The following is a 13297-nucleotide window of genomic DNA, read 5'->3' on the forward strand; positions in this document are numbered from 1 at the left end:
AGGCTTTAAACCACAATTATTTAATTAACAATTAATAATTAATAATTCGGTAAAGGTGAACTTAAACCTTATCCTAGCTGTAGCAAAATTAGAGTCCTTTTGGTAGTTGGAAAAAGCGCGGGGATTAATACAAATCTAGATATAGAAATAGTGCAAAAACTACAAGAAAAAGGAGCTGAAGTTATCTGTTTAAAACAGCCCAGTCGAGAAAAATTTGCTAATACATTAAGAGAAGAATCAGGTTTCCACATATTTATTTTTTCTGGTCATAGTCGTAGTGAAGAAGATGGTACAATTGGCTGGATTTCTCTCAACAATTCTGATGAATTAAGTATTGATGAGTTTAATAATTCTCTCAGATATGTAATAGATAAAGGATGACAATTAGCGATATTTAATTCCTGTGATGGTTTAGGATTAGCCAGTCAATTAGCCAAGTTAAGTTTGCCCCGTAGTATTGTTATGCGAGAACCAATACCTGATGAAGTAGCAGTCAAATTTTTAGACTATTTTTTTGCAGAATTTACTAATAATAAATCCTTATTTACTTCCGTTCATACTGCTAGAGAACGTCTGGAATATTTTGAGAATAAATATCCAGGTGCAATGTGGTTGCCAACAATATTTATTCGAGAATCAGCCTTAAATAAACCTTTAACCTGGCAAGAACTTACTAATAATTTAATCTCTACTCCTAAAACTATTGGTTCATTGCTGAACAAAAAAACTTTGTTTTTATTAGGAGTTATAAGTTTATTGGTAGTTGGTGGAGTAATTTGGTGGCTAATAGGAGAAAAACCAGAACCAGAAGTAAAAAATCCTCCATTATTTCGTTGCCCCCAAGAAGTTTTTCAGAACATAGATTCCCCAGAAAATCAAATCAAATCTGACAAATGTTTTGCTTATATTTCTGAGATTCCTAACGGTAATTGGCTACATGGAGGCAGCACTACTTGGGCACCAATTCGCAGTAAAGTTAATCCAAAAATCGAAGATATTTTTCCAGAATTTAAGTTGAGTTATAAACAACATCCTAGCTTACCACCTGGTTCAGGAACTGGGATTTTAATGTTAATCAAAGGTCAAATTTCTTTTGCCGAATCTTCACGACCTCTAACAGATGCTGAGTTGCAGAGATCAAGAAATAGAGGGTTTCAACTGAAGCAAGTTCCTGTTGCTATTGATGGAATTGTTATTGTGGTTAATCACGAACTTGATGTTGCAGGTTTAACTTTAAAACAAGTTCAGGATATCTATACTGGTAAGATGAAAAATTGGAGTGAAATAGGAGGAGCTAATATTGAAATCTTGCCCTATTCTCGTCCTGTTTATAGTGGTACAACTCCTTTCTTTCAAGACGAAATTTTAAGTAACAAAAAAATTGGTGAAAATGTGATTTTTATTCCTACAACTACTAAAGCTTTACGAGAAGTAAAGGCAAATAAAGGTGCAATTTATTTTGCTACAGCTTCAGAAGTTATTCCTCAGTGTAGTGTGAAACCTTTAGCAATTGCCTTTGAATCTGGAGGTAATTTTATTGTTCCTTATAAAGGTGAGTTTATACCACCAGAAAATTGTTCAGAAAAAAGTCGTAATCAACCGAATTTAGAAGCATTTGAAAATGGAACATATCCCATAACAAGACGTTTATTTGTGATTGTGAAAAAAGATGGTTCTTTTGATGAGAAAGCTGGAGAAGCTTATGGAAAATTATTGTTGACAGATGAAGGGCAAAATTTAATTAAAGAAGCAGGATATAGTCCGATTAGGTGAAATTCAAAAGTCAAAAGTTGTAAGCATTTAGCTATTAGCAATGAAAATGAACGGGTAGTCCTGCAAAGTAATGGTTAAATATAAATTGATATCATGTCCGGTAGCATCGGTATTGCAAGTGAGAAGGTAAGGAAGAAGTAAGAAGTAAGAAGGAAGAAGGAAGAAGGAAGAAGGAAGAAGAAGGAGGGAAGAAGGGAAGAAGGGAAGAAGGGAAGAAGGGAAGGAAAAACCTTACATAAGGTAAATATTTCCCCAACTTTTACACAAACAATACCAGGGGACATGATATGAAATTTCATTTTCTAGCTATCCACTGCTCTAAATGCCAATCTACTAAAATCATCAAATGAAGTAAACATTAAAATGCCACTTGTTATGACGTTTTATATCAGTTTTCTGAAGCAGTCAAACATGATTTACTATCAGATTATCTGCTCCAATAGCTGAAAAAGCCTACAATAAAATTCAGGGCTATTTTTATTTGATAGGTATTTTTTTCTCTTGCTTTAAGAATGGCAGAAATATTGAGGCGTTGGCGGAGCAAGTGCGGCAGCTATATCGCTATAAATTTTCAAGCGTTTTCGGCTAAGAACCGACATGAAACGCTGCGCGACATGTTTGCGGAGCTTTGCGTCAGCAATCGCCTCAATTAGTAGACGCTATATATAGCTATAGCGCCCTATCCTAAGTTTTGATTAGTGAATTAAACTCTAAACATCGATCAATTCTAATTTTCCCCAAGTTTGGGGACCAACAATTCCATCCACAGTTAAACCATGGAATTTTTGGAAATTCTTCACAGCTTCTTCTGTTGCTACACCAAATATTCCATCAACTACCAAGGAAGCAGAGCTAATACCATTTAACCGTCTTTGTAGATATTCTACATCTTCTCCAGTGCTACCAAAATACAGAGTAGTGCGAACAATTGTATCTACTACTCCCCAAGTTTGGGGACCAACAATTCCATCCGCAGTTAAACCACCATATTCGTTTTGAAAAGCTATGACAGCTTCCTTTGTTGCTACACCAAATATTCCATCAACTACTAAGCTATTATTAGCAATAATGGCATTCAAAAATGTTTGTAAATTTTTCACATCTTCACCAGTGCTACCAAGGGTAAGAGTAGGACGAGTGGTAGTTGTTTGAGTTCCAGTAAGCATAATTTTCTCCTTGTTTTTTGAATTGATCATCACTTACACAGTAACCCTATATACAGCTTATTAATTGGTCATCATTCCAGATAAACTCAGTATAATTAGTGTCGTTGCGTAAGTCCTATAGAAGTTAGTTGATACTTTTCTTTTGAGGTACTCCTCATGTATCAAATCTCTATATTTTTATCATCTCCTAAATTTTTGAGCAGGTCGATAATGTGCATGATTTATCACAATTCACTTTTTATTGTGGGTGGACGTGCATTGTCTTACACATTGATTAGCAGTCAGGGGTCACATTCTGTTATAACAACAGTTGTGTTGGGAGATATGATTTAATATTTGGGTAGTCCTGCAAAGTAATGGTCAAATATAAATTGAAATAAACGAGGAACGCTGAGAGCTGTTAGCGTTTCGCGGAGCGACATGAAAAGCGTTTGCGGAGCATTCCGTAGGATAGCTCCTCTGTTAGCGCAGCTCCTCCGGAGGAGGCAAGAGGCAGATCGTCTGAAAGAGGCTGACGGCTGAATGCTTACCAAACTTTAGAAGGCACGAAGTTAAATTTCTATATTTGAGAGTTTGAGAAGGTCTTAACTGCTCCTCTGATTAATCAGTAGATGTTCATTTGGGAACCTTCTCTATATTATTGGACTGTTTCAGCTAAAATAGTGCATTATGTAGTAGGGGGGTAGGGGAGAAAGATTTTTGTTGGGTTTATCCTTATCCTACGGATAAGCTGCGCTAACGGATAAGCTGCGCTTTTTCGTATAGGGAATGCTCTGCAAACATGTCGCGCAGCGTTTCGGCTGCCGACATATAAAGCGGAGCTTTGCGTCAGCAAAAACGTGCCTCAACCCAACCTACATCTATTGCATCACTTAAGATGAAACAATCCATTATTGTGGGATAAGGAAATATAAATTTTTGTAAATAGTGTTAGGAGTATCTGTAAATTTACCATATTTGATTGATGAAGAATATAGTAGGAGACTTGAGTTTCTTACTTTTATCCCTGGCGATCTTAAATTTTGCATAAATATCCAGAAACTAACTGATTATTAAGTATTGATTTAGATATATACTTATAACTAGAGTCAGTTATTAGGGTGCCGATACAAAATCAGATAATTTTAAACAGGTAAAATACAATGATGAAAATAGGTGAAATTCTCATCCGCAGAGACTTAATTTCCCAAGCTCAATTAGACCAAGCAATAGATGTCCAAGCTTCATGCCGTCAAAAACTTGGAGAACTACTCATGTTTCAAGGTTGGATTCAACAAGATGACTTAGAAATGGCTTTAAGAGAACAATATTGGCGACAAAATGGTTATTGGGTAATTGACTAGCAAGAAAGTTAAAAGTCAAAAGTCAAAAGTCAAAAGTAAGAATTAAATCAAGTTAAAAGTCAAAAGTCAAAAGTTAAAAGAACACAGTAGAGACGTTCCATGGAACATCCCTACTGGGTTTTGGTTTTGACTTGAGGTCATCAACCTGAAAAGTTCTGTAATCTGGAATTTGCTTGATTTGCATAATTTTTGAAATTTTAGCTGATTAATCAATATAGAACAAAGCTGATTATTCATAAGGCATTCTATGGGATGCCTATTTTTTTTGCATAAAAAAGGGATAAATGGCTGATTAATAAGTAGGTAGGTCTAATTAAACGTTAAAAAAAATTGTAGGGGCGGGTTTAAGCAAAATTTTGATAAATTAACAATTTATTCCTAAAAACCCGCCCTACCCTCGTTAAGTTTATTTATGCTCACCTACTTAAATAGAACAAATTTAGATTACAACTGAATAAAATGAAAATCAACTGGCAAAAAATCAATCTAATTCCTACTTTAGGACTTCTATTTCTGGGAGCTTGCGCTCAAGTCAATAATTCCCCAAATTCTTCAGGTGTTGAAGTAAAATTTTTAGTCGGTAGTGCTTTAGAAAAATTCTGTAACCAAGCTGCCACTCAACTCAATCAAAAAAATCCCAAACTTGATAATGGTAAACCTTTTTACTTGAAATGTGAAGCAAAAGGTAGTGGGGATGTGGTGACAGAGATAGTTTCCCTCTCCCAAAAATTGAAAAGTGGAGCTATTCAACCAAACTCCCCAGAATTTCCCACCCTAATTTCCGTAGATGGTGAAATTTATCATTCCCAACTCTTATACAAAATTAATCAAGTCTATCCCGGACAAAATTATATTCCTCAAATTACTGACGCGCCTTTGTTGGCAAATAGTCCGATGGTATTCATGGCATCACAAGAGGTCGCACCTGGGTTAGAAAAACAATCAAATATATATCAAGCTCTCGTCAATGCTAAAACTCACCGAGACCTAGACTCAAGTAGTCCCCAACTGCCAATACATTATGTTCATACTTCCCCCACTCGTTCCAATTCTGGTTTACAAACTTTGGTTGCGCAGTTTGCCTCCGTTGCCAATAAACGCGCCGAACAACTCACCGTTGCGGACGTTCAACAATATCAACCCCAAATTCAAAAAATTCAAAGTAAAGTTACTCGCTACGGCGTTTCCACCAGTTCCTTAGCTGAAGATATGGTAAAAAATGGTCCGTTTTGGGCATCCATCGCGTCTGTTTATGAGTCTTCTGTAATTGAGGCAAATACTGCTAATATTCAAACTCGGTATCAAGCAGTTTATCCCAACTCTACTTTTACTTCTAACATGAGAGCAATTTTGCCAACTGCTCCTTGGGTAAGTGACGAGGAAAAAGAAGCTGCGGAAAAAATAATTGATTATTTGCGATCGCCTACTACCCAAAAAATTCTGACAGACTTAGGTCTTAGACCAGGGATACCAGGGGTGTCATTGGGAGCAAAATTTTCTCCTCAATACGGAGTTGACCCCAATGCTAAATATGATTCTCTGCGGACTCCCCGACCAGAAGTAGTTGATGCCATGATTAAGTCTTGGCAACAATTTGCAAAGAAACCATCTCAGGTAGTTTTAGTGGTTGACTCTTCCGGGTCTATGGGAGGTAACAAATTACCAGCAGTTCAGAATACTTTGCGCTACTATATTGAAGGTTTAGGACCGAAAGAAAAAATTGGTCTGATTGACTTTGACTCTCAAATACGCACTCCAGTTTGGGTTGACGGTAGTGCAGCAGGTCGCGATCGGGGTTTTCAGTTTATTAGTGGTTTGAGGGCGAATGGTGGTACTAGACTTTATGATGCTGCTTTGGATGCTAGAAATTTATTGCAGCAAAATCTCCGTGCTGATGCTATTAATGCTGTGGTTGTGTTAACTGATGGGCAAGACTCTGGTTCTAAAATTTCTCTGCAACAACTTAATAATAACCTGAAACAAAGTGGATTTGAGTCTGATAAAAGGATTGCTTTTTTTACTATTGGTTATGGAAAAAAGGGAGAGTTTGATGCTCAAGTTTTGAAACAAATTGCTGAGTTAAATGGTGGTTATTATCGTCAGGGAAACCCAGAAACTATTGTTAATTTAATGTCCGATCTACAAACAGAATTTTAAAATAGGGAGTAGGGAGTAGGGAACAGGGAGTAGGGGGAAAAAATTGATGAATAAGAGTGCAATAATTGATTTGATTTTTTATTATTGGAGATGTCTATAGCAATCCTAAATAGGTTCTAATATTTGGTTGTAGGGGTTTGGTCTCCAAACACAAGTGCATAATGGATTTGGAAAGCAAACCCCTACGTCTTTTTTTCACGAGTCATTTCACATTGCTATCTTAGTTATTTTCAGCAATTAACAATGTTCATGTGACGAGGTGCCGTTTGCGCAGCATGACCTAGGAATACAATTAATAATTAATAATTACCCCTTCTGAATAATTAACAATTAACAATTAACAATTAACAATTATTTAGAGTGAAGCATTCATGATTTATAACAGACTAGCTCGCGCTTCTTTATGGCGTATCAATTATTAATTATTCATTATTAATTACAAAGGGGGAGAGGCTTTAAGGCGTGAATTGTTGAATGAATAATTAATTGACTATCAACTCTTAATTATTAATTATTAACTATAGCGTTTCTCAAGCTTATGAGGTACACCTATCTTTAATTTATTTTCTATTCCCTCCATACCAGTTAAGTGTTCCCAGTTAAGTGTTCCCTAAAACAAACGAATTTTGTACCTCACGCTTCTTGGGAATTGCTATATTAATTATTAATTATTCGGTAAGTCATTATTGGAGGAAAATATGAAATTAGTAAATCCGTTTGATTATCCTATATCTATATTAATAGGTGGAGTTATTTTAGTGGCTGGCATCCGATTTTTTAGGTTCCCAAATTTGGTGATTTTACCTGCTACTGCAGCTATTTCTGTGGCAAGTGCTACAGTGTTGAAGTCTAGAGAGGCTAATCCTCAAAATTTGGCAAATAAAGAGTTAGAACAGGAATTAAAAGTTATTTCTGGATTGGCAAAAAGTTTGGCAGAAAAAGCTGAAATATTGCGTCAAGAAGCCAATCAATTGTTAGGGGGTGAAACATTCCACATGGATTTATTAGTAACAGTTCAATCAGTTTGTAACCGCTCGATTGAATTGCCCCAAAAAATTACAGAAGTTTCTCGAAAATTACCAAATAATGAGGCTTTATTATCTGTGGATGATTTGCAAAGACAACTATTAGAAGTTAAGAGTAAGCAAAAGTCGAGCTACGGTATTTCTCAACAGCATTTACAACAATTAGCTGCTAGTTTAGAAAGGAATATTCAGTTAGCAAAAGCTGGAAAAGATACTCGGCAAGCAAAAATTTTTAGTCTACAGACAATGGTGCAAGATTCAGCCGGATTATTGCAAGAACTAGAAAATAAATTGCGGAATGCTAACTTGAATAATTCTGAAGAAATTCAAGATTTGCGGAGTTTGAGTGATGAATTAAATAGCTACCAAGACAACATAAAAATGTTTCTTTAAATCCAGGGAGTAGTTAGGGAGATAGGGAGATGGGGTGATTCATATATTTGCACAATTTTTTCTATTTCATATAAGGAAACAGGAAATAGAAAAGAATAAAAACAACTGTACCTCAGTAACTTGAGAAAAGCTATCTCTATAATTTTTGCCCTGAGTTAGGATAATAGTAAAAATACTGAATTTTTCCAGCTTTAAAGAATCAAGTTTGCATAAACAATGATATTTTTTCTGATAGATCAATAAGTACCAGGAAGAAAATTATGAATAATAAACTTGATTCTCTTTCAGTTGGATTGTTGATAACAATAAATATTACGATGGTACAAGGGGTGGAAATACAAACAAATAAATTCAATCATAGTTTCTCTAAAACTGAAAAAACTATTATTCAGGAGCAAAAAAATTATCAAAAAAATGAACAACCACCTATTCCACAAAAAGATGGTACTAGCCGTTAAATTTTATCTATAGCAGGGAATAGGAAATAGGGAATAGGGAATAGTTGAAAAAAAAATTATTAGTCTAATATTAATCATCAGTCTATGTTCTAACAAATTCTTTCTTAGCTATAAATATAATATTTAGTAGCACATCTAAACTAAAATTGTGGCTAAATAAACCTAACCCAGTGCCCACCAACCAACCTTACCAAGTCTTGTTTAATAATTAAGATTCATGTCATAATACTAATTCACTTTAAAGATGTCAGAAATAGTTTCAAACTTTAGATATGAAATAATTTACTGAATTTACTATAAGGTCAAAGTTTCAAGCCTATAAAATCTTAATGTATGACTTTTGACTTTTGACTTTTAACTTCCGTGAAACGGTGAATTGTAGCTTTTTTATATTTTATTTACAAAAAATATCTAATCAAATTTTTATTACTTAGTATCACAGCAGGAGAATTCCAACCATGACAACTACAAATCATAAATCTCTCAAAAATCGTCGTATTTTTTCTGGAATAATTACTTGTTTAGCTGTGGCTTTAGCTTATGCACCAATTCCAGGATTAAATCAAAAAATTATAGTAGTTAGTGGCACAGAACTTGCCGAACCACTCCGACAATTAGAAACTAAATTTGAGCAAAAATATCCTAATATAAACCTTGAATTAAAATTCCAAGGTTCCCAGGATATTGTTAACAATTATATCGACAAAAAAAATGACTTTAATCCCACTGTTTTAATTCCAGCAAATGGAAAATTATTAGATGAATTAAACCAACGTTGGCAAACTCAAAACAATACCCAAGCATTTTATAAACAACCAAAAGCGATCGCCAAAACTTTCCTAGTAGGTATTGCTTGGCCCGAACGAGGTAAAATTTTGTTTCCTAATGGCAAATTTGACTGGCAAAAATTAGAAACAGCAATGGCAGCAGGTAACTGGCAAAAAATTGGTGGAAAACAACAGTGGGGTAGTTTTGATTTCGTTACCACTGACCCCACTCGTTCCAATAGTGGGCAAGTAACTATGAATTTATGGGCACTTTCAAAAGGTAACAAAAATTTCAATACACCTGCCGTTGAATCATTATTTAGTACGGTCAAACGGTCAGTTTATTTGCCACCTCGTTCCACCGATATATTGTTGCAAGAATTTATTACTCGCGGACCGAATGATGCAGATGTAGCAACAGTTTACGAAAGCATCGCTCTCTACCGTTGGCAACAGTCAGGAGCTTCTCAGAATAAACCTTATCAAATTTATTATCTCAATCCCACTGTAGAAACTGTAGCTACAGCAGCGATCGTCCGCCGGGATGTAAATGGAGCAACTGCTAATGCTGCTAGTAAATTTGTAGATTTTTTGACGCAACCAGAACAACAAAAAGTATTTGTGCAGTATGGTTTTCGCCCTACCCAGGGTAATATCGATCTGCTCTCAGTTACCAATAGTCCCTGGAATCAGAATATTCCTGGCGCTCAGGTTAACCCGCAAATTTCCACTTTACCTGCACCACAACCATCTGTTTTAGGAGAAATTAAAAGGTTATGGCAACGGGTTCAGTAGTTAAAATTCAAAAGTCAAAAGTCAAAAGTCAAAAGTAAGATTTTATAGGTTTACAGTGTTTTTCAGTTGAATATACCACAAAGTAGGGACGTTTTATAGAACCTCCCTACAAGGATAAGAATTTTGAATATTAAAGTTTTTTCAACAAAATTATGTCCGATCTCTATATCTGAAATATCACTGAGAAATACACTGTATTTAGACAGTAAAAAATGTTGATTTAATATCATTTTTACCTGCACAAAAACCATCTTTTTTAGGAGAAATTAAAAGGTTGTAGCAACGAGTTCAGTAGTTAAAATTCAAAAATCAAAATTCAAAATTCAAAAGTAAAATTTTATAGGTTTACAGTGTTTTTCAGTTGAATATACCACAAAGTAGGGACGTTTTATAGAACCTCCCTACAAGGATAAGAATTTTGAATATTAAAGTTTTTTCAACAAAATTATGTCCGATCTCTATATCTGAAATATCACTGAGAAATACACTGTATTTAGACAGTAAAAAATGTTGATTTAATATCATTTTAACTGAATATTGTCAGTTTGAGATTAGGAAAATTTACTTTGTGCTGTAACTTCCAGTATTTTTACATATAGTAAATTTTTTATCAATCGTATAACATAGAATTAAGTACACAAAAAATAGCATAAATATACTACAAATATACATTGCGTAAGGATACTCAGGGATAATGTTTTTTCTAGGAATTGGCCTCTTAATTCTAGGTCTAATATTAGTAATAGTAGGCGTGATCTGGGGCTTAGTTCAAGCTTTTGCTGAAGGCACATTATGGGGTGCTACTTATTTATTAATTCCTTTTGCTTTTGTAATTTTTTATATGGCAAATTGGAGTCAAATACAAATCAGAAAAAATTTTATTTTGATTATAGTTGGTTTGATTTTGTCTCTTTTAGGGAGTGCAGTATTAGGAAATCACATAAATAATAAATTTGTGGTTGATGCTGATAGTATTCCAGATATTTCAAATATTAGCAATAACTCGGAAAATACCTCTAAAAAGATAGAAGCCATTGAAGTTATTTCCGATCCATTTCGAGACGGAATAAATGCAGCAACAAAAGCAGCCAAACTTGCCAAAGTTGCTAATACTCAAGCACAGTGGAATGAAGTAGCAATAAATTGGCATCAAGCTTTAATTTTAATGAAAGAAGTCCCCGAATCTCATCCTCAATATGAAGCGGCTAAAAATCGGATTGATTTATATCGAAATAATCGGGAAATTGCGAATAAAAAGGCTGAAAGTTGAAGAATTTAGAATTAAGAATTCAGAATTTAGAATTTGATCTTAATTCTCTAATATAGCAATATGAAATGATTGGTGAGAAAAAAACTGTAGGGGTTTGGTCTCCAAACCCAAACGCAAAGGGATTTGGAGACCAAACCCCTACGATAAAATCTTACAACCTATGCCCGGATTGCTATAGCTCATTGTTAATTACTATATATTAGGAAAAATCAGGAAATGCGTAAATCTAAATTCATCTTAGCAACAATTGTCTCATTATTTTTGGTTAATGAAGTGAGCATTAATCCCCATAGTAATGATATCAGCGAATTAATTAATACAAATGCTTCCATTGCTTATGCAGGAAAAAGAGGAGGAGGTAGTCGTAGAAGTAGTTCCACTTGCAGTAGCAGTAGTTCCTCCACCAGCACTCAACCTCGTGACTCAAAACCCAAATCTACAAACAACAATATAGTTTTACCAAAAACTAATAATACTCGCCCCAACACGAAACCATCCCCTACTTCCAGTGACAGTTTTAACCGCAGTGGTTCACTTACCAATCCAAGCAATATTCGTCCTAGCACTAAATCATCTCCTACTTCTAGTGGCAGTTTTAACCGCAGTGGTTCACTTACCAAACTAAGCAATACTCACCCCACTACCAATAAAATCAACACTGGAGGACAGACTCGCAGCAGTGGTTCACTTACCAAACCAAGCAATACTCGCCCCAACACTAAATCATCTTCTACTTCCAGTGGCACTTATAACCGCACTGGTTCATTTTCCCAACCAAGCAATACCACTCGCCCCACTACCAATAACATCAACACAGGAGGAAGGACTCGCAGTGGTTCATTTGCTCCAACTACAAAGAAATCTTATTCTGTCGAACCTGCCACCGGACGACGTTATTATACGCGCCCAGGAACTCAAGAACGTTATTATCAGGAAGCAGGTACAGGAAGATTTTATTATGTACAACCAGCAACCCAAAGACGTTACTACATGAATGTTGATAACGGACAACGTTATTTTATTGATGGTGGTACTAGGCGATATTATTACGAGGAAGTGGGTACAAGTCGATTTTATTATGTGCATCCAACTACTAGAGTTCGCTACTATTACCGTCCGACTTTCCGCGAACGAGTGGTTTACACCTATTATGGTGGAACCGCAGGAGTTTTGCCTATGTTTTTGCTCATACTTTTGCTCGGAATTATTATGATATGTATTTTATATCAGTTGGTTATGTTGATCGCTTCTCATTTTGGCGATCGTCGAGAAGTTTTGGTGGCAGAAGGAGATGGGTGTCTAGAAGTTATTGAGGAGTCACCAGGATGTGTGGAAGTTATTGAGGAGTCGCCAGGATATGTAGAAGTTATTGAGGAAGAAGTGCCAGTGGTAACTGTACCCGAAGATTTGGTTAATGATATTGTGACTGTAAGTAAGTTACAGGTGGCGATGGTTGCACCAGCAAATAATATTCAATCTAAGTTAGCAACAATAAGGGAAAAGATTGATATTGAGACGCCAGAAGGTAGGGTGGAATTTTTGTTGCAGTCGGCGATCGCTCTGCTTCAGACCCAGGAATATTGGACTCATGTTGCTGCTAGTTCAGAAACAGTGGAGACTAGACAGGAAGCAGAACGGATTTTTGAGCAGTTTTCTTTTGCAGAGAGGTGTAAATTTGAGGTTAATACTATTGATGACAATGTGGAAGTTGATAATCATATAGTTGTAACTTTGTTGTTGGGAACGGAGGATGATTATCCTTTATTTAATGAAGTTAATGATGGGGAAAGTTTGAAGCAAACTTTGAAAGAGTTAGGCAAAATTACCCCTGATTATTTATTAGTATTTGAATTACTTTGGATTCCGAAAACAGCAAGCGATCGTCTTACTTATGAGCAGTTTGTTAGTGAGTATAGTGATATGATTCAAATTAGTTAATATTTGTTGGAGGTAGTTATAGAAGCCCTAAGCGTATCTCCAGAAAATAGGTTTGAGGGAGAATTAATTGATAAAAAATTGGTAATAATTGATTTAATAATGGGATGAGTGGCAGATATCTAATACACCCCATCTCCCCATCTCCCCCACTCCCCCGCTCCCCTACTCCCCTACTCTCAATCTATTTGCTATAAAATCAAGCCCACTGAAAA

General features: G+C 35.5%; 10 protein-coding genes. 9 read left to right on the forward strand and 1 reads right to left on the reverse strand.

What is annotated here, in order from left to right:
• The first annotated feature begins 99 nt into the window (after positions 1 to 99).
• Entirely contained in the window at positions 100 to 381 is a 282-nt protein-coding gene (locus ACP6PK_RS10185) for a hypothetical protein (protein ID WP_426559511.1), read from the forward strand.
• A gap of 81 nt (positions 382 to 462) precedes the next feature.
• A complete protein-coding gene (locus ACP6PK_RS10190) occupies positions 463 to 1773 on the forward strand; it encodes a PstS family phosphate ABC transporter substrate-binding protein (protein WP_426559512.1) in 1311 nt (436 codons plus the stop codon).
• 710 nt (positions 1774 to 2483) lie between these two features.
• Here the strand turns inward: ACP6PK_RS10190 and ACP6PK_RS10195 are convergent.
• Positions 2484 to 2939, reverse strand: coding sequence for a peptidoglycan-binding domain-containing protein (locus ACP6PK_RS10195; RefSeq protein ID WP_094677168.1), 456 nt, complete (start codon positions 2937 to 2939; stop codon positions 2484 to 2486).
• 1142 nt (positions 2940 to 4081) lie between these two features.
• Between ACP6PK_RS10195 and ACP6PK_RS10200 the strand changes: the two genes are divergently transcribed.
• The 7 genes from ACP6PK_RS10200 to ACP6PK_RS10230 all read left to right on the forward strand — a co-directional run bounded on the left by ACP6PK_RS10200 (position 4082) and on the right by ACP6PK_RS10230 (position 13085).
• Positions 4082 to 4282: a hypothetical protein gene (locus ACP6PK_RS10200; protein ID WP_246844522.1), complete on the forward strand. Its 201-nt coding sequence runs from the start codon at positions 4082 to 4084 to the stop codon at positions 4280 to 4282.
• Positions 4283 to 4741: 459 nt separating this feature from the next.
• Positions 4742 to 6439, forward strand: a complete 1698-nt coding sequence (locus ACP6PK_RS10205) for an extracellular solute-binding protein (protein WP_426559513.1) — start codon at positions 4742 to 4744, stop codon at positions 6437 to 6439.
• A 698-nt stretch (positions 6440 to 7137) separates the two neighbouring features.
• Positions 7138 to 7857: a hypothetical protein gene (locus ACP6PK_RS10210; protein WP_094677162.1), complete on the forward strand. Its 720-nt coding sequence runs from the start codon at positions 7138 to 7140 to the stop codon at positions 7855 to 7857.
• Positions 7858 to 8117: 260 nt separating this feature from the next.
• Positions 8118 to 8315 carry a hypothetical protein gene (locus ACP6PK_RS10215; RefSeq protein ID WP_426559514.1) on the forward strand — a complete coding sequence of 66 codons (198 nt, stop codon included), beginning with the start codon at positions 8118 to 8120 and terminating at the stop codon, positions 8313 to 8315.
• A gap of 458 nt (positions 8316 to 8773) precedes the next feature.
• Positions 8774 to 9877, forward strand: a complete 1104-nt coding sequence (locus ACP6PK_RS10220) for a substrate-binding domain-containing protein (protein WP_426559515.1) — start codon at positions 8774 to 8776, stop codon at positions 9875 to 9877.
• Positions 9878 to 10628: 751 nt separating this feature from the next.
• Positions 10629 to 11147, forward strand: coding sequence for a hypothetical protein (locus ACP6PK_RS10225; protein ID WP_426559516.1), 519 nt, complete (start codon positions 10629 to 10631; stop codon positions 11145 to 11147).
• Positions 11148 to 11363: 216 nt separating this feature from the next.
• Entirely contained in the window at positions 11364 to 13085 is a 1722-nt protein-coding gene (locus tag ACP6PK_RS10230) for a DUF1517 domain-containing protein (protein ID WP_426559517.1), read from the forward strand.
• The last annotated feature ends 212 nt before the right edge of the window (positions 13086 to 13297 follow it).

Source organism: Dapis hubbardiae BLCC-M172 (genome assembly GCF_050016015.1).
GTDB lineage: Bacteria > Cyanobacteriota > Cyanobacteriia > Cyanobacteriales > Microcoleaceae > Trichodesmium.